We start from the raw sequence: 21,335 nt of genomic DNA, 5'->3' as shown, positions 1-21,335 counted from the left end.
TTATCGGCGGCGTAGCATGAGGATCATGAATCCGACCAAGGCCACCCCTCCAGGCAGCATTAGCAGGCGTTTGTAAATTTCAAAGGCTTCGTCCCGGCTGATCAAGAGCTGATGACGCTCAATCACGCGGGGGGGGATGTTGACCATTTCGTCGCGCTCCAACATCCAGTTGAGCACGTTGTTAAAGAAGATCGGGTTGGCGCCGACGTTGAACTTTGCGTTCGCCAGCCAACTGGAGTTGCCGAACACGGCCAACTTGCCGCCCTGCAAATCCAGCCCCAGGTCCGAGCCCGTGACGCGCTCGGAAACCACTGCGAGGCTGACTGGGCCAGCCAGGTCGGTGGCCATGTCGTATTGGGAAGAGTCTTTGCGGTAATTGCGTTCGCCCCAGCTCATGGGCGACGAGCCAATCAGCTCCACGGTCTGCAACCGGTCATCCAATGGCGAACCCGGGTCGATGCGCACGGGACGGCTCAGCCCGAACAAGCCCTTAATGTTGTTCTTCAGCAAGTATTCCGTGGTCGGGTGTTCGGCGAATTTCGAGACGATCATGTCGCCGCCAGACGCCACGAAATTGTCGGAGGCTTCGAGCACAATCATGTCGTCAGCCAACACGCCCCAGTCATAAAACAATTCATCGAGCCCATGCGGAATGGCTGGGTCCAGCAGCACGATTAGGCGTCCGTCACGGTTGTCGAGATACTTGCGGAGCTTCTCCTGCTCCTCTGGCATGAAGGGCAATTGCGGCGCGGCGACGATGACAATGCTGGCGTCTTCGGGGACCTCGGCGACATTGTTCAGGTCGAGTATGCCCGCGCGGAAATTACGCTTTTTCAAGAAGGTCGCCATTTGGGACAGCCCGCGGCGGTCGGACACGTCTTCCAGGCTCATTTCACTGTGGCCCGTGGTGAAATACAGCATCGTTTTATCGGGCTGCATGACGTCCAGTATTGCCGTGGTCACTGCCTGCTCGCCGGTGAAGATTTTTTCGCTCAAGGCGGTGTCTTTATAAAGGTCGGTCAGGTAAACTTCGTGATACTCGTCGCCACAGGTAACGATGACGACGATTTGCGCCTCTTCCTCGGGCTTCACGTGATACTTTTGCACGAGCTCTTCGGTGGCGCGGCTGTCCTTGTAAATATTGATGTAGTCCACCGTCAGTCTGGACTGGCCATTGATGCGCGCCGCGTATTCAAACTCGCGCAACAGATTTTGAATGTCGGCAAAGATCTCCGCCAATTCCGGTGACTGGTTGTTCGTCGGCTCGGTGACGATGATGCGGATCGGCTCCTCGATCTGTTGTAGGTAAGCCAGGGTTTCCGGCGCGAGCGAATAGCGGTGCGTGCGCGTGATGTCCTCACGTACGAAGTGCTTGGCCGCAATCAGGTTCAACGCGATGGCCAGCGTCAGCGAGAGCGTGATCTGGATGGTGCGGTTGAGCCGCTTGACCCAGCGGGCTATGCGAAAATCTTCCAGGGCGCTCATGCTTTACTTTCGACGACAAGGGTGGTGATGCCGAGCAGCAGCATGGTCAAGCTGCCATAGAGGAAGAGCGGGCGAGAGTCCAGAACGCCACGGCTGAAGTCTTCCAAATGCTCGAACGAGTTGATGTAGTTCACGATGTCGAAGGACTGCTGTAACCACTGGGCGTCGATCACCGGCATCTTCACCATGAGTGCGCCAGCGAGGATCATCACGAAAAGAATGCAGAAGCTCAGCATGCCCGCAACGAGTTGGTTGCGCGTCATGCTGCTGGCGAATATGCCTACTGCGATGTAAAGCAAGCCGCTGATCGCGATAAAGCTGTAGCCGCCAATCATCGAGGCTGGGCTGAACAGCAGGTCCAGCGGCACGCTTTCGCCCACGTAATAGTGCACGATGAACGGAAAGGGAATCGTCAGCGCCCACAGGCAAATGTAGAACAGATAGCTGCTCAGGAATTTGCTCAGCACGATCTGCAGCGCGGTGGCGGGCGTGGTCATCAGAGTTTCCAGAGTGCCCAGGCGCCGCTCCTCGGCGATGGACTTCATGGTGAGCAGCGGGATCATGAAACACACCGGAATCCAGAATGCCTGGAAAAACCACACGGCCACGGTCTGATCGGTTGGCTCGGAAGCGGCGGTGTTCAGATAGAAATAATATACGAACGTCATCAGCAGCAGGTAGAGCACCGCCGCCACAAAGCTGGCCGGCGCGATCAGCAGCATCCGCAATTCGTGAAGCAAAAGGGTGAAAAAGTGACGCATGGTTAGTGCTTGGGCATGGGGACGCCGGGGCGGGTGTGGCCCTTGAACGGAGCGGCAGTCTCATCCCAACTGCGGCGCGTGGCGGCCATGAAAATGTCTTCGAGGTTTGGCTGGAGGCGGGCAAGCTCGCGAATGCGCGCGTTGGACCGTTGCAGTGCCTCCAAAATGGGTTCGGTCAAGACCAGGTCTGACGGCGCCTTGCAGCGATGCTCCCAGTAGTCGTCATCCAGCGGCGTGGTGGTGTCGATGGTGAGGTCGTGGTGCACGCCGGAGAGCACGCGCCCCAAGTCGCCCTTGTTCAGGTTGACGTTGAGGCGGTAGGTGGTCTTGGGCAGGAATTCTTTGCGCAAGCTGGCGGAGTTGCCATTGGCGACGATGCGGCCTTGGTTGATGATGATCACGCGGTCGCAGGATTTTTCGATTTCCGGCAAAATGTGGCTCGAAATGATCACGCTCATGCGACCGCGCAGGCTGTCGATCAGGTTGCGGATGGACAGAATTTGGTGCGGGTCGAGGCCGATGGTCGGCTCGTCCATAACGATGACATCCGGCTCGGCCAAAATGGCGTCTGCGATGCCTACGCGCTGACGGTAACCCTTGGACAAGGCGCCAATCACCTTGCGGCGGGCCTTCCGCTGGAGATCGCAAATTTCCATGGCCTCGTCGACGCGGCTCTTCACCTTGCGCATAGGCACCTCTTTCAGGCGGGCGCGGTAGCGGAGGTATTCCAGCACGCGCATGTCCTCGGGCAACGGATTGTGCTCGGGCATGTAGCCGATGTGGCGCTTGGTTTCGTAGGGGTTGGTGGCGACCGGGATGCCACAAATGCGGACAATGCCGGAAGTCGCGGGCTGTAGGCCGCAAATGGTGCGCATCGTGGTGCTTTTGCCCGCGCCGTTGGGCCCCAAAAAGCCGACGACTTGCCCTGGCTCCACGCGGAAGGACACGCCGTCAATCGCCTTGACGCGCCCATAGCGCTTGGTTAGGCCGATGACTTCAATTGCGGGTGGTGGGGATTCTTTTGCTTGCTCCTCTGGCACGATGCGAACTTCTGACAGCTCAAACCGTAATTACGTTCACCGAAATCACAGCCCGAACCAATATTTTAAACCGGCAGAGCAAAGGGAAAGTTCTCGCCGGAATCAAGTATCAAACCACGCGATCCTATCGGGTTGTCATTCTTCGTCGTTGAGCCTCGGCCAGACCAATCAGCGTCAGGTCGGGCTCGGCGCGATATTCGGCTAAGGCCTCACGAATGACGCCGCGGGTGGCGCCGCCGGTGAGGATGACGGTGGGCTCTGGCTCGCCGAGGGCCGCGAATTCATCGCGCACGCCGTCCAGCAGGCCGCGAATCATGCTGGGGTAGCCGCGGGCGCAGCCGACCTGCATGGCTTCGAGCGTGCTGCGGCCAATGCGGGGGGAGAGGGAAAGTTCATTGGGGTTTAATTTGGGCAGCATGCTGACTTTCTCGTTCAGGTAATCCGTCATGGAGGCAAGTCCGGGCAAAATGATGCCGCCAATAAAGCCCTGTTTGGCGCTTACCAGATCGAAGGTCGTCGCGGTGCCCATGTCGACCACGGCGGCTGGCGCGCCGACCAATGCCTGAGCGCCAATTGCATTGGCCAGGCGGTCCTGGCCGACTTGCTCCGGCTTGGGATAGGAAAAGGGGAGGCCTGGGGCGTCGTGGCACGTTAGTCGATGATGAGCGCGTCCGGCTTGAGTTAAGGCGGTCGAGAGGGGTTCGCTTACCATTTGGACGACCGAGCACCAACTGATGGTCGACGCCGATTTGGCTAAAATATCCGGTAGGGAGGCAATGAGCTCAAGGGTCGGCACTGCGCCGCGCTGCACCACTTTTTGCTCCCCGACGATGGCCCATTTTGCGCGCGTGTTGCCTACATCGATGACAAGGATCTCGCTCATGATCACGCTGGTAACTGACCGCTCAGGCTGACGTCGCCGGCGGCAAAGGTTTTAATGTCGCCATTGGCCAACTTCAGGCGCAGGGCGCTAGAGCTGTCGATGCCCACGACTTCGCCTTCGATCAATCCGTCGTAAGTAGATATAGTCACTGATTGGTGATTAATGGCGGAATATTCCGCCCAAAGCTTGTCCAGCTCGGCGTCGATCTCGCCATTTTGGTAGTCTTCGTAAGCGCGGACGAGTTCGGTGAGGATCAGCGCGGTGGCCGCGCTCATGGAGAAGCGCTGCTTGCTGGCGTAGGCGAGGCTTGTGGCGATGTTGCGGACCTCGTCAGGCCAGGTGTCGACGGCGCTATTGATGTTCAGGCCGAGGCCAAGGATCAGCTCGCGCATGCGGTCGGAATCCATGCGTGCTTCGGTCAGAATGCCCGCCAACTTGCGGCCATTGATGAGTAAGTCATTGGGCCACTTTGCCTTAACGCTGACGCCGCTATAGTTGGAGAGTCGCGCAGCCAGGCGAAGGCCGACCCAAACCGTAAAGCGCTGCATGAACGCCGGAGGCTTGTCCGGGCGGACGCCGAAACTGAGCATCAAATTCCCATCGTCGTCGCTGTGCCAACGACGTCCCAGGCGACCGCGCCCCGCTTTTTGTCGTCGCGATATCACCACTAGGGGACTTTGGGCGCCTTCGGTGAGTTTGCGCATCGCTTCGTCGTTGGTGCTGGCGCATTCATCGAGCAAAATCCAATTGAGCTCTGTGCCGAGCTTGCGCAACTGAAGCTCCAGCATCAGCGGATGTAGGGTAGGGGGCTCTGAGATTAGCGCATATCCTTGCTTGCGGGCGGCTTCGATCTCGAATCCTGCTTCCTTGAGGCGGTCCAGCCGACTTTTAATGCTGACGCGTGACACGCCGAGCCGTTCGGCGAGCGCTTCGCCTGAGACAAAGTCCGGTTGCGCTTCACAGAGTGCGGCCAGGAGGCTTAAGTCCGATTCATTGATCGTGTCGTTCATTGCCAGTCGAGTCCAATGTCGACCCAAGCGGCCTGGTGGACCGTTGCGCCGGTTGAAATGTAGTCCAAACCAAGCGTTGCCAAAGACGGCATGCGCTCAATGGTGATGCCGCCACTGGCTTCCGTCAGGCATTTGTCACCAATAAGAGATATTGCTTCGCTCAAGCGTTCATTATTGAAATTATCCAGCATGATGACGTCTGCGCCAGCGTCGATGACGGGTGAGATTTGCTCCATCTCGTCCACTTCGACTTCGATGCCGAGGTCGGGGCGCTTGTCCTTGGCCAGTTTGACGGCGGCTGCCAATCGCGCGCCTTTGTCTGCGCCCGCGGCGGCCAAGTGGTTGTCTTTCAGCATGATGCGGTCGTAAAGGCCGATGCGGTGATTCCACCCCCCCCCGCAGGCAACGGCATACTTCTCCAGAACTCGGTAGGCGGGAGTGGTTTTACGGGTGTCCAGCAAGCGGGTGGGCGTGTCGCCCAAGGCGACAACGTAACGCTGGGTTTCAGTCGCCACGCCAGTCAGGCGTTGGAGGAAATTTAACACCACGCGCTCCGCAGTCAGGATGACGCTTTTCTCGCCGGTGATCAGGCCAAGCGGTTCCCCGGCCGCCAGAGAGTCGCCGTCCTGTAGTTGCGTCTTGAACACTGCACGTATGGTGCCGCGGCTGTAGCGTTCCAGGATCAGGTTGATCAGTGGCAGCCCGGCGAGCGTCATCGGTTTGCGGGCAGTGAGTTGAGCGGCGCCTTGTCCGGGCTGGATGACGGTTTCGGTGGTGGCGTCGCCAATGCCCTGAGGCGCGTTGGCGAGCCCGCCGCCAGCGAGGTCTTCGCGCCAGGCGAGTTCGATCAGACGCGCAATCCAGTCCGAGTCGATATCGTCCCAGTCGAGGCGTTGGCTAAAGTCATCCAGAGGGCGTTTGGCCATGTGCGCATCTTCTTTCAGCGCAAGCGCTTAGCCAAGGCAAAATTCCAGACCGTATTAAAATATACGATTTCTTTGCGCTTGCGACTGTGTGCTGGTTCGGGCTTACCAGCCCACCGCGTTCTTTTCGCCTTGCTTGGTGATGTTCTTTTCGTCTTCCCAGACGGCGAGGCCGTTGTTGGTCTGAGTCAGGCTGAGTTGGAACGTGTAAGTGACTTGGTTTGTTTTGCCCGCAGAGGCGCGGTCTTCCAGCAGCTTGCCCGTGAGGGTGAAGTATGGCAGTGGCTGGGTGCTCGTGTCGTTGTTTTCGAACTTCTGGATTTCCATCGTCTGGCGGGCCAGCTCGTCTTCGGCGTAGTTGCCGAGGCCGTAAGTCGTCGTCGTGACGACTTTGCCGCTCTGGTTGAGCGCGACGCGGATTTTCTTCGTCAGATAATCAGTGTCGACCTGCTGTGTGGTCTTGTTGGTGATGCGGCCTATGCCGAGCACGGCGGGCTGGGTGGGCGCGCGGTCAAGCACACCGCTGAGGAGCATACTTTGCACCATCTGGTCGGCGGCGTTGGACCAGTCCTGAATGTTGATCTTGTCGAGACTGACAATGGTCTGCGTGCCTTCGGAGTCGACGTAGCGCGCATTACGGCCAGGTGTTCCGGAAGAGGAGCAACCCGCGAAAATTACCGGCAGGGCGGCAAGACTGAGCAAGGCAAGGCGTGTTTTCATGATGCTGATGGTTAAATGATTATTCTTATAAATACGAAATGAAACTCACGCAAAGACGCAAAGGCGCAAAGTTTATGCGGCCAATTGATTTACGACGCGATGGATGCCATCTTTGATGAGAGGAGTATTGAAATTAATTAACAGGCCTAAATTTAGGTTCATTAGTCGTAGGTAGGTCAGTAACTGCTTGTGATGGACCTTACTGAGTTGCTCGACTGATTTTAATTCCAGAACAACCTTCTGATCGATTACGATATCTGCTCTAACGCCTTCATCGAACGATAGCCCATTGTAGCTGATTGGTATTTTGACCTGACGCTCAGATTTAAGGCCTCGAATTTCCAATTCTTTCGCCAGAACTGCCTCATACACGGTCTCTAATAAACCCGGCCCAAGATCACGATGAATTTTCAAAGCAGCATCGACGACTTCCCTACTGATCATGTTTTCGTCCATCTTTGCGACTTTGCGTCTTTGCGTGAGAATTAACCCGTTTATTAATAGCCGCGCTTGGGGCGGGAGCTCTGGCCGACGGTGGCGTTGTAGGTTTCGCGGGCGAGGAGCTTCAGGCGGAAGTCCACGACGCGTGGGTTGGGCGCGATGGAAGTCAGGAAAATCTTTTCACGGCCGAGGATGAAACCGCTCTTCCAGAGGGCGGGCGGGCTTTGGACTTCGAACCCATCGGCTTCGATCCACGTGAACTGGTAGTTGAAGTCCTCGGGGCCGTAATTCTGGTTTTCGACCTGCACTTGGACAAACATCAGGTCGCCGCGCTGGCCTTCGTTGACATCGACGACTTCAACTTTGCGCGCGAGGGCGGGGTCGGTCTCGACTTTTTTAATCGCAATCAGGTTGGGCTCGGCCTTGGGGTTGGCGGGCTCAACGGTGTTGACCGAATTACATCCGGCCAAGACGGCCAGGAAAGTGACTGCGAGCAGGCTATAACAAACGCGTTTCATTTGTGGTAGGATCGGATTTGAGGACAAATTGGCTGACCCGCATTGGGGCCGCAGTGCTGTTACTCTTTACGTAGACTACGTTGACCACGCCGGGTTCCAGCGTGACTGTGATCTTCTGACCACCAACGGGTTGGGTCAACGTCAATTTCCGGTTTGCAGGGGTGTCAAAGCGGGCAAATTGCACTTCTTTGGGCAAAGTGATCCAACTGCGGAGGTCGGCCTGATTCATGGCGGCCTGGTAAAGGGCGCCCGCGATCATGACAGCGGTGGCGACATTGCTGTCGTTCTTGGTGGCCTCATAAAGTCCATAGGTGATGGCCGCCTTGGCGCCTGCGCTGATCAGCGTCTTCGTGATGATGATTGGCAGCTCGTTGTCGAACTCCTGAGCGATGACGGAGTCCATGTTGCACAGCGTTTTGGTGCGGAAATTTTTTCCATTGGCGGCTACGTCGAGGTAGGGCACGTATTGGCCGCTCATTTTCAGCTTGGGGAACGCAGCGCCGACGTAGGGCACGCCCTTGGCGCCAAAAATGAAGACTGGAATGTCGATGCGGGTTTCGTCGCGGTAGGGGGCCATGCCCGTTTCGAAGAAAACGTAGGTCGCCGGTGTGAGTGATTGGCCCGAAAGCAAGGCTTGCACGGCGGCGTTATCGCCCGCCAGGTAATCGTTGGCGCCGATCATCGACGCGGTTCGCTGGAAGTCTTTGGCCGCGCGCTCGACATCTGGCAAATCCGTGGCCTGCGCCAAGTGGAACACGCCGTCAAGGTAGACAGTGAACGGGTTCACGTAAGGTGCGTAGGCCTTGAGTTGGTCGAGGTAACCATAGACGGAGTTCAGGCTTTGTTGGAATTTCGGGTCCCGTTGGGCGCGCTCGACATCATAGTCCTTGTTTTGATTTGCAGCGGTTTGGGTGCGGGCTTTTTCGGTGGATTGCTCGGCGGCGGCGGTGGCTTCGGCGATGCGAGTTGCGTTTTCATTAACCGCTTCTCGCTGGCGCTCCAGGGCGCGGTTCAAAAAGACGCGGGCGTCGTCGTATTGGCCCAGTTGCAGGTAGTTCAACGCCTGGTAGGTGTTGAGCATGATCTTGTCGTAGGCCGTGCCAGTGTAGGGCAGGTAGCTCTGATTCGTGAGGGTGGCGCCCGCTTCGGCCGCGAGGCGAATTTCCGCGCCAGCGTCGTATTCCTTCATTTCGGAGTCGGCGTCGGCAAAGGCGGCGATGCTGGCTTCATAATTTCCGGCTGCTCGGAGGGCTGAACCTTCCTCCAGCCGGAAAACAATCTGGTCCACGCCGCCGTCCTTGTCATTCGCGGCGGATGCAGCGATTGAGGCGGCTGAATCATCATTGCCGGAGATCCAGGCGTTGCGCAGCGCCTTGGTTTCATCCTGATAACTCGCGCAGCCGGTGAACAGCAACGCGCAGGCGATGAGGAGGAAAAATAGGCAGTAGTGCTGGGTGGTCTTGAAACTCACTACGGCGTATCATGAGGATTTCTGCGCGCTTGAAAAACAAAAACCCGACCACATTGCGTGATCGGGTTGAGAAATTTTTTGGCTCCGGCTTAGCGGTCCATGTGTTCGATGTCAGTCTTGCGATGGCCTTGAACTGAAATGGTGACGCTGACGTCGTCGCCCACAATCGGTCCGCCAGCGTCGAGACCCCAATCCGAGCGCTTGATTGTGCCCGTGCCCTTGAAGCCGATGATTTCCATGCCTTCGTAGTGGCCGGTGCCTTCGACGGTGCCCAGGTGCTGGACTTCCAGGGTGACGGGGCGGGTGACGGCGAGGAGGGTCAAATTGCCTGTGACTTCGAATTTGTCGGCGCTGACTTTTTTCCATTCGAGGGTTTCGAAGCTCATGTCCGGGTATTTGGCGACGTTGAAGTAATCGTCCTGCTGGAGGTGCCCGTCGCGCTTTCCGTTGTTGGTGTTGACGCTGTCAGTTTTGATCGTCGCCTTGGCCGAGGAATTGGCTGGCTTGTCTGCATCGTAAGTGACCGTGCCTTCAAACTTGCCAAATGTGCCATTGACGTCGTTGACGAAGTGGCGGACGGAGAAACCAACGGTGGAGTGGTTGGGATCGATCTGGTAAGTGTATGACTTGGCGTATACGCTCAGTGCGGCAAATAATCCAGTGAGTACTAGGGTGGCTTTTTTCATAGGTTGCTTGGGTTGTGAATTTATATCTTCACGTCGAGACAAATTCAGATCCACATAAATTGCAAACGTAGAACGCAGATTTTTTTGATTTTGCGAAACCGGACCAATGGGAGGATTGCGGCAGTGCTGGGGTTCAAATCTAGCTGCTTCAGTGAGCAACCAGTTTCTGAGTTGTTTTTTAGGGACTTTCAACTAGCACCTATTGAATGCGGTTGTTGAAATACTTTATCAGTTTTTCTGTTCTTTTCCTTTTACTAACAGAATCGAATGGAGACGCTACGATTTTTGGCATGCGCGATGGTGAAACCTATGCTCTAAAAATCGAAAGCAATTTATTGCTGTTCAGAATCGAGACAACCGAGTCGGAGCCCGAAGTGAATCTCTACGGACAAAAGGTTTTTAAGCGTGCAATCGAGATAGACTATCGTTTTTTCAGCTTAGAGTCAGGTTTGTCGGACATACAGTCAGACTATTGCCACGATATTTTAACCGAAGTGAAGCCGCGAAGGTATGAAACTGAGTATTCGGGCTTTAGCACTGAAACTCTCAAGTTTCTTCAGCTAAGGTGGCATGGCCTGAGCAAGTCTACATCGTCTTTTGACACGGTGCGAAGCGTAGACTATATATCCGAATTGGATTTGGCGCTGGAAGACATTCAAGAAGAGCCACTGAAGAATGCGATCAAGCCGGGCGAGACTGGGTTCCACCCCATGCATCGGCTTTGGATGAATAACGAAGGCCTCTTTCTTGAAGCTAAATACCTTTCGCAGACGGAGGATATGGTGATAATCCGAAACAAGCGAGGCGATCAGTGGAAAATCCCTAAAGAAAGCTTATCGGAGTATGATCGAGGTTTTCTCGAATTGATATTGGCTTACCCGGAATTTGATCCCAGAGGCAAATATACTGGATATGCGAAAAAATTCATGCCCAGCCGCAAGTCGTCTAAATGAATCACTCAGCAAGTGCTTTTAGAGCAGGCTGTTGATCTTATCTAAATCGCCGGTGCGGACCAGGAAGTAAATCAAGTCGCCATCCGACCAGCCCAGAACGACGATCTGGTCGAGTTGCACGGTCTGCGGCTGTGGCTTGGCGGAAAAGTCGGGAAACAATCCGGCGTGCACAATGTAGACATCGATCATTTCATCGGCGTCCATGCGAACGACGGAAACGACATGCCCCCCCCACTGCATGATGCTGCAGCCGACTTCGGGCAACGTATCAATGTTCGGAGGCAAATGCTTAACGGTGGGCGCGCCTTGCTGGTTCAGGTATTGGTTGATCGCACTGAGATCAGCGGACTCCATGCTCAATGGCGCCTCGGACTGGTGGTGCTGGCCAATGTCCTGATAAAATTGGTCAATGTCCTCGGCCTGCAGTTCGGGCCCGCCAAACATGCTGAACGCAACTACCGCCATCAGCACCAGCGCGGCGACCGCGGAGATCATGCTGGGGTTTTGCCACCATGGACGCTTGCCAGATGCAGGATTGAACGGCACGGCTGAGCCGCCTTCTTCGGGCGGGATGATCTCCTGCTTGGTCGGCTCGGCGGCAGCTTCGGGCTTAAATTCAGTTACTTTATCGTCGTCCACATCCGGCGTTTGCGCCACGGGGACTTGGATGGTCTGAGATTCGATTTTTTCCTCACTGCCGGTTGCGGCTGGGATAGGAGGCGTGTCGTTGGACTGGGTTCGCTCCATAGCTTCGATGATGCGTTCGTCGAGGCCGGCGGGCGGTTGGATTTCCTGCAGTTTGCTGGCGAAGTTTTGATCAAAGACCTGCTCCTGGGCAAACCACTCGGCCAGCTCGAGGTCTTCCTCGACCAGCATGAGGAGCTCGCCGATCTCGGGATCCTCAGAGTCGAGGTCTTCCGGTCGGAGAGCAGCCAGGCGTTCCTTAATCTTATTGATGTCCATGTTGTCTGAGATGAGAGAGAATGATTACGCGCTGAGTAAGGCTTTTTTCAACTGGGTCTTTCCGCGGGAAAGACGCGACATAACGGTCCCGATTGGGATGTCGAGCACCTCGGCAATTTCCTTGTAGCTGAGATCTTTGAGGTAAAAGAGGGTGAGTGGCTCGCGGTAGGTCTCTTCGACTTTTTCAAGAGCCTCCACAGCGCTTCGCCCGTCGAGTTTGCTGGCGATGCCAGGATCAACTTTGGGGGCTTCTGCTTCAATGATTTCGGGTTCCTGGAATGACATGTTGGCGCCGCGACGGCGGATGCGGAGGAATTCCCGGTAAAGCGTGGTGAAGAGCCAAGACTTAACCTTGCTGGCGTCCCGCAGGGAGTCGCCTTTCTCGGCATAGACCACAAAGGTCTGCTGGGTGAGATCGCATGCTTCATCTTGATTCTTCGTGAGGCTATAGGCGAACCGATACAGCGGCTGGTAGTAATCGGCCACTAGTTGGCGGAAGTCTATATCCGGGTTTTCAGACATGCGAGTCGGCTCAGTTTAAGTTTATTCCCTTTAAAATCACTCCCTTGACGCAATTAGGGCATTTTAGGTGTGTTGGTTGGGCATCGCATAGGGAAAATGTCTCCAAGCCAAGCCTTTTGACCATATAATAAGTGTTCTACACCAGTAGCATTGCGTCTCCATAGCTATAAAATCGATACCGCAGGGAGATAGCCTCCTGGTAGAGTTCCTTCAACCATTTAATTCCGTCGAGGCTGCCGGGGGTCAGAAATCCGCTTACCAGGCAGAGCAACGTCGAGCGCGGTAGGTGGAAATTTGTGATCAAGCTGTCGATCAACTGAAACTGCGCTGGAGGGTAGATAAAAATGTCCGCCTCGGCGGCAAATGGTCCCGATGCGTCCGGCATTTTGCGGGCGTAGTCCTCCACCGCGCGCAGGGAGGTCGTGCCAACAGCCAAGCGCGGACCTCCGGTTTCCGTCACTAAGGCTTGGCGGGTAGTTTCGGCGATTTCGTAAAATTCCCGGTGGATCTCGTGATCTTCAATGCGGTCCACGCTGATTGGCCGAAAGGTGTCCAGGCCCACGTGCAAGGTGACATCATGGAAACTGCTGCCTGCTGCCTTGAGTTGCTCGATCAGCTCTGGGGTAAAATGTAACCCCGCGGTCGGCGCGGCGGCGGCGACTTTGCGCGCTGGGTCGGCATAGACGGTTTGGTAGCGCTCGCGGTCAAAGCTGGACCAGTCTTTAGATGCGTCGGCCTCGCGGCGGGCTTGCTCAATGTAGGGGGGGAGGGGGAGGTTGCCGGCCATTTCCGCAATGCCGGTTACACTGTCTTGCCCCGCCAGAGGCGTGAAGCGGACGCGATTTTCGCCATCCGGGCGTTTCTCGACGACTTCAGCGGAGAAAACGCCATCCACGCCAAACGTCGCGCCTTCCTGTAAGCGGCGTCCTGGCTTCAGCAAACACCAGAATTCCCAGGGCTTCTCTGCTGGGTGTAAGAGAAGGCACTCGACAGCGCCGCCTGTTGGGCGTTTGGCGGGCAGTCGCGCGCGAAAGACGCAGGCGTTGTTGCGAAATACGCGGCAGGCAGGCAAAAACTCTGGCAGATTGCGGAAGTGCGTATGTGTGATCTCGCCCGTAGCGCGATTGACAACCATCAGGCGTGAGTGGTCGCGTCGGTCGGCGGGCGCCTGGGCGATTAACTCTTCGGGCAGTGGGTAGTCAAATTCGTCGGTTTGCATGAGTTGGGCTGTTTAGGCGAAGGGAAAGTTGCTTTGTAAAAAATTTGTATACTTCAAAAATAGGGGTGGGTTATAATATCTAGCTGATAAATTGGATAGTCTTTATTGTGTTGAGAGTTTTTCTTTGCGCTACACATTACGGGCAGAAATATTGCTTTTACACCTCAATCAAACTGAAAGTTCAAAAAGTGACCCCTAAAGTATTGATCTTGGCGAAACAACGCGCCAATTTCTCCTTTCCCGTCAGTCTTGTTTTCTCAGACATTTTCCATGCAAAACGATAGTAATACGCTGATCATTGCCATCATAGTTGGTGTTGTCATAGCCGTTCTCGCGGTTGCGCTCTTTATCCTCACGCGGAAGCCCAAGAATCAGGGCCACGCTCAGCCGTTGGTGAACCGCAATCCCAACTACGGTCCACGTTCCGATGGTAAGGCGCAGGAGGCCAAGCCTGTTGAAAAAGCTGAGGCGGCAGTCTCCAGCCCGCTGAAGCCCAAGCCGGTCGAGGCTAAGCCCGAGCCTGCCCCTGCTGTGGTCAAGCAAGAGGAAAAGCCAGCGCCTGTAGCCAAGGCTGAGCCCGTCAAGAAAGAGGCGCCTGCCGCCAAAAAGCCAGTCGTCGAAGAAGAGGACGAGTGGGGCGATGATGACTCATGGGACATCGAATCGACCGCAGACACCGATCTCGATGCCCTCGACGCCGTCGGTGTTGACTCGGATGACGATAAATTTTCAGCCGACGTCAAGGCTCAGCAAACTGAAGCCGAGGCCAAGCCTAAGAAAATGGTGGATCGCCGCTCCAGTGAGGACGACGACGACGATTGGGGCAGCGAAGGCGATGAGAACATCGAGTACGCTGACAACTGGACTGGACCGACGCTTGTTCGCGTTTCGCCGGAGATCAAAAAAGCTTTTAAGGATGAGAGCCTGACCCAGGAGTTTCACGTTTCCAAGCGCAAGGAAGCTGACGAGCTCATCGTTAAGTGCGTTCAGGCGTTCCTCAAGAACAACGAAAACCAAGACATCAAGGCAGCCCGGGAGCGTATATTCGCTCTTCACGCCAAGATTCAATTATCCGACCTGCCGGAAATCGTTGAGTCCTTTGTCGACTCAGGCGACGAGGGAAATCAAAAATATTTCGCGGATTTCGAAGACATGTGCAATACGCACCAAGATTCTGTTCTCGTGCTCTTCGAACGCTTCAACACTACGCTGCCGATCAACCTCCGCAGCCGGCGCATTGCCGAAATTTCTGAGCCGCATCCTGCGGTCATCTACTTGGCGCCAGAGTGGGAAGATGACGACTTTGATCGCCCGGACTTCGATGAGCGTGATGAAGACATCGACGAAAATGTCGACTACCTCGAAGACTTCTACGACCAGCTCGAAGACGACGACGAGGACGAAGCCGAGTCCGATAAGAAGCAGGCCTAGCCAGCCTCCGGCTGGAGCGGAGAGTTTTGCCCGTTGGGCAAAAGAGAGACAGCAAACTTTTTTCAGGCCGACGTGCAAGCGTCGGCCTTTTCCGTGCATAGAGGTGGTTGATCGGGATCAGTAACCGCATCACCAAAAGCCCCTGATATGAATCAGCTTTTTCCGTGCGAATGTTCACGAAATGTTGGTTGCTGGCGCTGTATGTCTAATGCTGTGGGTGGTTGTTAGCAACGGGACTAAAAATTATTAAATTTGCTAAAGCCCGCTATTGCCTGAGGCGGTTTTTGTCCTTTAATCACAGGTCTTCCTTGCTCTGCGGAGCATTTGAAAACCCGTTAACCCCTGACTACCGCCATACTTATTTATGAGCACTCCATCCCTCGATGTCCGTAAGTTTGAACCCACACCAGAATTCGTTGCCCAAGCCAACCTGAGCGGTGTCGAAGCCTATCAGGCAGCGCACGCGCGCAGCATTGAAGACCCCGAGGGCTTCTGGGGCGAAGTCGCCTCCGAGCTCACTTGGATGAAACCTTGGGACAAGGTCCTCGACGAGTCCAAGGCCCCCGTTTACGAATGGTTCGTCGGCGGCACGACGAACATCACCGTCAACTGTCTCGACCGCCATGTCGCCAACGGCCTTGCTGATAAGCCCGCCATCCTTTGGGAGGGCGAGCCCGCTGACGAGACTCGCGTGCTGACCTACGGGCAACTCCTCGCCGAAGTTGAAAAGTTTGCCAACGTGCTGAAGGCCCTCGGCATTAAGAAGGGCGACGGCGTTTCGATTTACCTGCCGATGATCCCCGAGCTCGCGATCTCGGTGTTGGCCTGCGCCCGTATTGGCGCCGTGCACAGTGTGATCTTCGCTGGCTTCTCCGCCGAGTCCATTAAGGACCGTGTGCAGGACCAAAAGAGCAAGCTGGTCATTACCGCTGATGGCGGCTGGCGCCGCGGCAAGGCGCTTTTGCTGAAAGACATTGTGGACGAAGGCGTGGCGGAATGCGACTCCATCGAAAAGGTGCTCGTCGTCCAGCGGCACCTTGGCCAGGAGCCTTTCGCGCACACCTGGAACGAGCGTGATGTATGGTATCATGACATTGCGCCGACCGTGCCAGATGCCTGCCCGCCCGAGGAGATGGATTCCGAAGACATGCTCTTCCTGCTCTACACTTCGGGCTCCACCGGCAAACCGAAGGGCATCATGCACACGACGGGCGGCTACATGGTCTACACCTACCTGACCAGCAAGCTCACCTTCGACCTCAAGCCTGACGATGTTTACTGGTGCACCGCTGACGTTGGCTGGATCACCGGTCATAGCTACATCGTCTACGGAATCCTGCAAAACGGCGTGGCTCAAGTCATGTATGAAGGCGCGCCGAACAGCCCGGACGAGTCCCGCTTCTGGCAGATCGTCGAAAAATACAAGGTCTCCATTTTCTACACTGCGCCGACCGCGATCCGCGCGTTCATGAAGTGGGGCGACCAATTCGTCACGCCTTACGACCTCTCCAGCCTGCGTGTGCTGGGCACCGTTGGCGAGCCGATCAACCCGGAAGCCTGGATGTGGTATCACCGCATGATTGGCGCCGAGAAGTGCCCGATTATGGACACCTGGTGGCAGACCGAAACCGGCGGCCACATGCTCACGCCGCTGCCGGGCGTCACCGCGACTAAGCCGGGCTCGGCCACCACGCCGTTTCTGGGCATTGACGCCGCGGTCCTCGACGAAGAGGGCAACGAGTGCGAGCGCGGCATTCTCGCGATCCGCAAGCCCTGGCCGTCGATGTTGCGCGGCGTTTGGGGCGACGAAGAACGCTTTAAGAACACCTACTGGTGCAAATGGGGCGGCAAGTATTACTTCCCGGGCGATGGCGCGATTAAGGACGAAGACGGCTATTTCTGGATCACAGGCCGCGTCGACGACGTGGTGAATGTCTCCGGGCACCGTATTGGCACCGCCGAGCTGGAAAGTGTCTTTGTGGAGCACCCAGCTGTCGCGGAAAGCGCCGTGATCGGCGTGCCGCACGAGATCAAGGGGCAGGGCCTCGTGGCCTTTGTCATCATCCGCACCGGCGCCGAAGGCGCGGAAGATGTCTGGCGCAAGGAGCTGACCTTGATGATCGACAAGAAAATCGGCAAGTTTGCCCGCCCGGAAAAGATCGTCTTCTCCGCTGATTTGCCGAAGACCCGTTCCGGCAAGATCATGCGCCGTTTGCTGCGCGACATTGCCGAGGACCGTCCGCTGGGCAACGTGACCACTCTGGCCGACCCAAGCGTCGTCGACTCGCTCAAGGAGAAGTTCAAGGGCTAGGCAAGCAATTCACCCTCAAATCAAAAAGCAAGGTCGCGCGCCTTGCTTTTTTTATGCCGGAGTCAGTCGTCCTCGTCTTCGTCGTAGGGGCGGCGCCCGAGTTGCGAGCCCTGCATGAAGCGGGTATTCTTGAACTCCTTGTTTACGCGACGGTTGGCCCAGTGGTTATACATCAGCGCCACGCCAGCAATAAAAAGGGCGACTCCGAGTATGCCTACGATTCCGAAGTCGCCCATTGTTTTAAATCAGTTTTGCGTTAGCTCAGTCGCTTGCGCCCACTTTACTGCCTCTTAGCCTTTGCCGTAATGCGGCAAACTCTCCGGTCCGGCCGGAGGCTGGCTAGACGAGCATGAGGGCGGGCTTTTCGAGCGTTTCCTTGAGCGCCATGAGGAACTCTGCGCCGACTGCGCCATCGATGATGCGGTGGTCGCCGGCCATGCCGATGCTCATACGCTGACCCACAACGATCTCGCCTGCGTCGTTGACGACCGGCTTCTTGATCGTGGCGCCTACGGAGAGAATCGCGGCGTTCGGCATGTTAATGATGCCGTAGAAGCCGGTCACGCCATACATGCCGAGGTTGGTCACGGTGAAGGTGGAGCCGGACATCTCGTCAGCGCCGAGCTTCTTGCTGCGCGCCTTCTTGATGAGCGCCTTGGCTTCAGCGGAAATCGTGCGCAGGCTCTTGGACTCTGCGTTGCGAATGACGGGCGTTACCAAACCGTCTTCCAGCGCCACGCCGAAGGCGAGGTTCACGGAGCCGGACTGCTGGATCACGTCACCTTGCCAGGAGGCATTGACCTGCGGCACGCGGCGAAGAGCCTCGGCGCTGGCCTTGAGAATGAAGTCATTGACTGTAAACTTAATGCCGCCTTGTTCGGCAGGCAGATCGGCTAACGAGCCATTGAGCTCGGCGCGCATCTTGATGAGCGCTGCGGCGTCGACTTCGGTTTCCAAATAGAAGTGGGGAACCTCGGTCTTCGACTGGAGGAGGCGCTTGGCGATGACCTTGCGCATCTGCGACACCTTGATCGTCTTTTCTTCCAGACCGGGGGCCGGAGTGAGCAGGGCGGGGGCGGCTGCGGCAGGCGCTTCAGCAGCCGGAGCGGTGACGCCCTTGGCGGCAGCTTCTTCCACGTCTTTCTTGACGATTCGGCCACCGGGGCCAGTACCTTTGACGGCGCTCAGTGGAATGCCCTTGGACTCCGCTAACTTGCGGGCGAGGGGGGAGGCCTTGATGCGCTTGCCATCGTCACTGGATTCAGCGGAAGAGCTCACCTGCAGGCTTTCCTGCTTGCGGCCCTCGGCGGAGCCAGTGTCTTTGCTAACTTCCTTGTCTTCCTTGGGCTCTTTGACTTCGGTGTCGAATGGTTTTTCTGGCTCGCTGCTGCTCGGAGCGGACGGCGCTTCGGGAGCGGCCTCACCCTTTTCACCAATGGCGCAGATGGGCGCGCCGACGGGAGCTTCCGAGCCGGGGCCGGCGTAGATTTTCAGGATTACCCCATCAGCCACGAGGTTTTCCAGGTCCATGGTGGCCTTGTCAGTTTCGACTTCGCAGAGGATGTCGCCGACGGAGACCTCGTCGCCTTCTTGTTTGCGCCAATTGGCGATGGTGCCGACTTCCATGGTGTCGGACAGCTTGGGCATATTGATGATATCAGCCATACTTCAGGTAATCTAAATGGTGTTAGCGCAATGGTGCAAAAGCAAAGATAACTTGGCGTCTCGGGCGGGCCTGTCAATGGCGCATCAATCACTTTTCCGGTCGAGGCGCATTCGGTGTTGAATTTTCGTCCAAAAATTGCCGAGCAAACGCGATTCCGGCTGATACGTCTTCAAATTCTCCATCGAGCTGGGCTTCAAAGCAGGCAGATAGGATCGGCTTAAACTGCTTGCCGGGCTTGAGCCCAAGTTGAATCAAATGTCGGCCCTGGATGATCGGCGTCGGCGACTGGTCGCGGACCGCGAGCTCCTCTGCTTTTTGGCGAAGCCAAGCGCCCGCAGGGAAATCTGCGGGCAGGGGGGGGCGCCCGCCCATGTCGGCGGCGGCTACGCGAAGCAGGCGGTCGATTCGGCCAACTTTGCCCGCCAGGCGGCGAACGGCGGCGTTGGAAGCCTTGTTCTTAAAGAAATCCACCGGGCGCATGTGAGTTTCAATCAGTGGCAGTATCTGCTCAATCAATTCCCGGTGATTGGTTAGTCGGCGGAGGAAATTTTCGGCAATGGGCACGCCCTCGACATCGTGAGCGGGCGACCGGATGCGACCGTTGTCGTCGGTGTAAGTCGTTGCCGGCTTGCCGATGTCGTGCAGGAGCACGGCCAGTCCGACGACGAGGTCTTCCCAGTCGTTGCCGGTCTTTTCCCGGGCAAAGGCGTCCAGGCAGTGCAATGTGTGGACCCATGCGTTGCCCTCCGGATGCCACTTCGGGTCCTGTGGGCAGGTGGTTAGCGCCACGAGCTCTGGGTAATACCGCAGCCAGCCACAGTCCTCCAGGAAATACAGCCCCAACGACGGTTTCTTGCCCTTACGGATGAGCTTCGACCATTCTTCGAACAGACGTTCCTTCGGCAGGTCCTCGGCTTCGATCTTTCGGCAGAGCTCGAGGGTTTCCGGGGCGATGCGCAGCTCGAACCGCGCTAGAAACTGCATGGCGCGCAGGACACGCAGCGGATCCTCGGCAAACTGATGGGATACGTGGCGTAAAATGCCATCGGCAAGGTCCGCCTGTCCATTGGCCGGGTCGATCAGCTCACCGGTTAGCGGATCCCAGGAAATGGCGTTGAGCGTGAAATCGCGGCGCGCGGCGGCTTCAGCAAAGGTCATGGCAGGGTCGCCCTCGATTGCAAAAGCCTTGTGTCCCTGGCCATCTTTGCGCTCGCGGCGGGGGAGGGCTACGTCGATATCGAGCCCTTTAATGATGAACACGCCAAATGAGCGCCCGACTTGGTCGATCCGAAACTTTGCGGCGAGCAATCTTTCAAGTTGATTGGCGGGCAGGCCGAAAACTTCAATATCCAGGTCTTTGGGCTCGGCGCCCAGCAAGGCGTCACGGACCGCGCCGCCAACGATGACTGCGCGTCCTCCAGCGTTGGCGACATCTTGGCCAATGGTCAAGATTGCCCGACCGACTTGGCTGTCGAGGTTGATCATGTCTGGGCAATGTTTGTTTTCAGTCATAATAACTCACTAGTGGATTGACTTTTAGAAATGTCTTATCTTAAGTATTCAACCTAACTTAGTAAGGAAATCAGCTCGTGAACGACAAAATCAGCATGTTTGAGGAACTGGAAGACTTGCAAGCGATTAACCGTCGTTTGGAGGAAGATACTGCCGCCGCCCGAGTGGAGTGGGCGCTGGAGACTTTTGGCGAGCAACTGGTGATGAGCACGAGCTTCGGCGTGCAGTCCGCCGCCTTGCTGCATCTGGCCAATAGTGTGGCGCCGGGCCTTCCGGTTATCTTTGTCGACACTGGATATCTTTTTCCCGAAACCTACCGTTTTGCGGATGAGCTTGGTGACCGCCTGAACTTAAACCTGAGAGTTTACAGTCCACTTCGTACGGCCGCCTGGCAGGAGGCCCTCTACGGCAAACGCTGGGAGCAGGACATCGAAGCGCTTGAGGCTTACAATCTTGAGAACAAAGTGGAGCCGATGAATCGCGCATTGCTCGAACTGAACGCCAAAGGCTGGATGAGCGGGCTTCGCCGCCAGCAATCCTCCACTCGCGAGCATTTGCGCCCCTTGGAGCGACAAAATAAGATGCACAAGATCTATCCCATCATCGACTGGTCTGACCGTGACATCTATCAATACCTGAAGAAAAACGATCTGCCTTACCACCCGCTCTGGGACGAGGGGTACGTTTCGGTAGGGGATGTGCACAGCACCAGCAAGCTGATGGACGGAATGACCGCTGAGGAAACCCGTTTCAATGGAATGAAGCGTGAATGCGGCCTCCACGAAGTCAGCAATCGCGTCGACTTTCAAATCTAGAGGAT

General features: G+C 56.5%; 21 protein-coding genes. 4 read left to right on the top strand and 17 right to left on the bottom strand.

Annotated elements, in window-relative coordinates:
* The 11 genes from RBB63_RS10890 to RBB63_RS10840 all read right to left on the bottom strand — a co-directional run bounded on the left by RBB63_RS10890 (position 1) and on the right by RBB63_RS10840 (position 9,938).
* Complete coding sequence (locus RBB63_RS10890; RefSeq protein WP_309384080.1) at positions 1-1,485, bottom strand: GldG family protein; 1,485 nt, start codon at positions 1,483-1,485, stop codon at positions 1-3.
* Positions 1,482-2,246 (bottom strand): ABC transporter permease, encoded by a 765-nt coding sequence (locus tag RBB63_RS10885; protein ID WP_309384078.1) that lies wholly within the window; start codon positions 2,244-2,246, stop codon positions 1,482-1,484. Before RBB63_RS10885 ends, RBB63_RS10890 begins: the two co-directional genes overlap by 4 nt.
* 2 nt (positions 2,247-2,248) lie before the next feature.
* A complete protein-coding gene (locus RBB63_RS10880) occupies positions 2,249-3,286 on the bottom strand; it encodes an ABC transporter ATP-binding protein (RefSeq protein ID WP_309384076.1) in 1,038 nt (345 codons plus the stop codon).
* Positions 3,287-3,410: 124 nt separating this feature from the next.
* Positions 3,411-4,169, bottom strand: a complete 759-nt coding sequence (locus tag RBB63_RS10875) for a type III pantothenate kinase (RefSeq protein WP_309384073.1) — start codon at positions 4,167-4,169, stop codon at positions 3,411-3,413.
* A 2-nt stretch (positions 4,170-4,171) separates the two neighbouring features.
* Positions 4,172-5,179, bottom strand: coding sequence for a biotin--[acetyl-CoA-carboxylase] ligase (locus RBB63_RS10870; RefSeq protein ID WP_309384072.1), 1,008 nt, complete (start codon positions 5,177-5,179; stop codon positions 4,172-4,174).
* A complete protein-coding gene (gene nadC / locus RBB63_RS10865; RefSeq protein ID WP_309384070.1) occupies positions 5,176-6,105 on the bottom strand; it encodes a carboxylating nicotinate-nucleotide diphosphorylase in 930 nt (309 codons plus the stop codon). The genes RBB63_RS10870 and nadC overlap by 4 nt, the downstream gene beginning before the upstream one ends.
* A gap of 102 nt (positions 6,106-6,207) precedes the next feature.
* Positions 6,208-6,822 (bottom strand): penicillin-binding protein activator LpoB, encoded by a 615-nt coding sequence (locus RBB63_RS10860; RefSeq protein WP_309384068.1) that lies wholly within the window; start codon positions 6,820-6,822, stop codon positions 6,208-6,210.
* Positions 6,823-6,894: 72 nt separating this feature from the next.
* A complete protein-coding gene (locus RBB63_RS10855; protein WP_309384066.1) occupies positions 6,895-7,278 on the bottom strand; it encodes a GxxExxY protein in 384 nt (127 codons plus the stop codon).
* 41 nt (positions 7,279-7,319) lie between these two features.
* Positions 7,320-7,781 (bottom strand): YcfL family putative periplasmic lipoprotein, encoded by a 462-nt coding sequence (locus RBB63_RS10850; protein ID WP_309384064.1) that lies wholly within the window; start codon positions 7,779-7,781, stop codon positions 7,320-7,322.
* On the bottom strand, positions 7,762-9,252 hold the full coding sequence (locus RBB63_RS10845; RefSeq protein WP_309384062.1) for a COG3014 family protein: 1,491 nt from the start codon (positions 9,250-9,252) through the stop codon (positions 7,762-7,764). Before RBB63_RS10845 ends, RBB63_RS10850 begins: the two co-directional genes overlap by 20 nt.
* 89 nt (positions 9,253-9,341) lie before the next feature.
* On the bottom strand, positions 9,342-9,938 hold the full coding sequence (locus tag RBB63_RS10840; RefSeq protein ID WP_309384060.1) for a YceI family protein: 597 nt from the start codon (positions 9,936-9,938) through the stop codon (positions 9,342-9,344).
* Positions 9,939-10,153: 215 nt separating this feature from the next.
* Here RBB63_RS10840 and RBB63_RS10835 point away from each other — a divergent pair, with 215 nt between their 5' ends.
* Positions 10,154-10,891, top strand: coding sequence for a hypothetical protein (locus RBB63_RS10835; protein ID WP_309384058.1), 738 nt, complete (start codon positions 10,154-10,156; stop codon positions 10,889-10,891).
* An 18-nt stretch (positions 10,892-10,909) separates the two neighbouring features.
* On the opposite strand, the gene RBB63_RS10830 is transcribed toward RBB63_RS10835, so the two are convergent.
* The 3 genes from RBB63_RS10830 to queA form a co-directional block, all read right to left on the bottom strand.
* Positions 10,910-11,854 (bottom strand): hypothetical protein, encoded by a 945-nt coding sequence (locus RBB63_RS10830; RefSeq protein ID WP_309384056.1) that lies wholly within the window; start codon positions 11,852-11,854, stop codon positions 10,910-10,912.
* Between the two features lie 24 nt (positions 11,855-11,878).
* Entirely contained in the window at positions 11,879-12,376 is a 498-nt protein-coding gene (locus tag RBB63_RS10825) for an RNA polymerase sigma factor (RefSeq protein ID WP_309384054.1), read from the bottom strand.
* A gap of 136 nt (positions 12,377-12,512) precedes the next feature.
* Positions 12,513-13,595 carry a tRNA preQ1(34) S-adenosylmethionine ribosyltransferase-isomerase QueA gene (gene queA, locus RBB63_RS10820; RefSeq protein ID WP_309384052.1) on the bottom strand — a complete coding sequence of 361 codons (1,083 nt, stop codon included), beginning with the start codon at positions 13,593-13,595 and terminating at the stop codon, positions 12,513-12,515.
* A gap of 270 nt (positions 13,596-13,865) precedes the next feature.
* Between queA and RBB63_RS10815 the strand changes: the two genes are divergently transcribed.
* Positions 13,866-15,026 carry a hypothetical protein gene (locus RBB63_RS10815; protein ID WP_309384050.1) on the top strand — a complete coding sequence of 387 codons (1,161 nt, stop codon included), beginning with the start codon at positions 13,866-13,868 and terminating at the stop codon, positions 15,024-15,026.
* 364 nt (positions 15,027-15,390) lie between these two features.
* Positions 15,391-17,337 carry an acetate--CoA ligase gene (acs, locus tag RBB63_RS10810; protein WP_309384049.1) on the top strand — a complete coding sequence of 649 codons (1,947 nt, stop codon included), beginning with the start codon at positions 15,391-15,393 and terminating at the stop codon, positions 17,335-17,337.
* Between the two features lie 62 nt (positions 17,338-17,399).
* On the opposite strand, the gene RBB63_RS10805 is transcribed toward acs, so the two are convergent.
* The 3 genes from RBB63_RS10805 to RBB63_RS10795 form a co-directional block, all read right to left on the bottom strand.
* Positions 17,400-17,573: a hypothetical protein gene (locus RBB63_RS10805; protein ID WP_309384047.1), complete on the bottom strand. Its 174-nt coding sequence runs from the start codon at positions 17,571-17,573 to the stop codon at positions 17,400-17,402.
* 103 nt (positions 17,574-17,676) lie between these two features.
* Entirely contained in the window at positions 17,677-19,002 is a 1,326-nt protein-coding gene (locus tag RBB63_RS10800; RefSeq protein WP_309384045.1) for a dihydrolipoamide acetyltransferase family protein, read from the bottom strand.
* Positions 19,003-19,090: 88 nt separating this feature from the next.
* Positions 19,091-20,515 carry a CCA tRNA nucleotidyltransferase gene (locus RBB63_RS10795; RefSeq protein WP_309384043.1) on the bottom strand — a complete coding sequence of 475 codons (1,425 nt, stop codon included), beginning with the start codon at positions 20,513-20,515 and terminating at the stop codon, positions 19,091-19,093.
* 95 nt (positions 20,516-20,610) lie between these two features.
* Here RBB63_RS10795 and RBB63_RS10790 point away from each other — a divergent pair, with 95 nt between their 5' ends.
* Positions 20,611-21,330 carry a phosphoadenylyl-sulfate reductase gene (locus tag RBB63_RS10790; protein WP_343219127.1) on the top strand — a complete coding sequence of 240 codons (720 nt, stop codon included), beginning with the start codon at positions 20,611-20,613 and terminating at the stop codon, positions 21,328-21,330.
* Positions 21,331-21,335: the final 5 nt, after the last annotated feature.

This window comes from Cerasicoccus frondis (genome assembly GCA_031296915.1).
Classification (GTDB): Bacteria; Verrucomicrobiota; Verrucomicrobiia; order Opitutales; family Cerasicoccaceae; genus Cerasicoccus; species Cerasicoccus frondis.
This window is presented reverse-complemented; position numbering and strand designations above follow the sequence as displayed.

Bases quoted from the DNA above. Each gene is read 5' to 3' on its own strand.
- RBB63_RS10805 (WP_309384047.1), bottom strand. From the start codon at position 17,573: ATGGGCGACTTCGGAATCGTAGGCATACTCGGAGTCGCCCTTTTTATT.
- RBB63_RS10875 (WP_309384073.1), bottom strand. From the start codon at position 4,169: ATGAGCGAGATCCTTGTCATCGATGTAGGCAACACGCGCGCAAAATGG.
- RBB63_RS10815 (WP_309384050.1), top strand. From the start codon at position 13,866: ATGCAAAACGATAGTAATACGCTGATCATTGCCATCATAGTTGGTGTT.
- RBB63_RS10860 (WP_309384068.1), bottom strand. From the start codon at position 6,822: ATGAAAACACGCCTTGCCTTGCTCAGTCTTGCCGCCCTGCCGGTAATT.
- RBB63_RS10800 (WP_309384045.1), bottom strand. From the start codon at position 19,002: ATGGCTGATATCATCAATATGCCCAAGCTGTCCGACACCATGGAAGTC.
- RBB63_RS10855 (WP_309384066.1), bottom strand. From the start codon at position 7,278: ATGGACGAAAACATGATCAGTAGGGAAGTCGTCGATGCTGCTTTGAAA.
- RBB63_RS10790 (WP_343219127.1), top strand. From the start codon at position 20,611: ATGTTTGAGGAACTGGAAGACTTGCAAGCGATTAACCGTCGTTTGGAG.
- RBB63_RS10825 (WP_309384054.1), bottom strand. From the start codon at position 12,376: ATGTCTGAAAACCCGGATATAGACTTCCGCCAACTAGTGGCCGATTAC.
- RBB63_RS10885 (WP_309384078.1), bottom strand. From the start codon at position 2,246: ATGCGTCACTTTTTCACCCTTTTGCTTCACGAATTGCGGATGCTGCTG.
- RBB63_RS10890 (WP_309384080.1), bottom strand. From the start codon at position 1,485: ATGAGCGCCCTGGAAGATTTTCGCATAGCCCGCTGGGTCAAGCGGCTC.
- RBB63_RS10850 (WP_309384064.1), bottom strand. From the start codon at position 7,781: ATGAAACGCGTTTGTTATAGCCTGCTCGCAGTCACTTTCCTGGCCGTC.
- RBB63_RS10840 (WP_309384060.1), bottom strand. From the start codon at position 9,938: ATGAAAAAAGCCACCCTAGTACTCACTGGATTATTTGCCGCACTGAGC.
- acs (WP_309384049.1), top strand. From the start codon at position 15,391: ATGAGCACTCCATCCCTCGATGTCCGTAAGTTTGAACCCACACCAGAA.
- queA (WP_309384052.1), bottom strand. From the start codon at position 13,595: ATGCAAACCGACGAATTTGACTACCCACTGCCCGAAGAGTTAATCGCC.
- nadC (WP_309384070.1), bottom strand. From the start codon at position 6,105: ATGGCCAAACGCCCTCTGGATGACTTTAGCCAACGCCTCGACTGGGAC.
- RBB63_RS10870 (WP_309384072.1), bottom strand. From the start codon at position 5,179: ATGAACGACACGATCAATGAATCGGACTTAAGCCTCCTGGCCGCACTC.
- RBB63_RS10830 (WP_309384056.1), bottom strand. From the start codon at position 11,854: ATGGACATCAATAAGATTAAGGAACGCCTGGCTGCTCTCCGACCGGAA.
- RBB63_RS10795 (WP_309384043.1), bottom strand. From the start codon at position 20,515: ATGACTGAAAACAAACATTGCCCAGACATGATCAACCTCGACAGCCAA.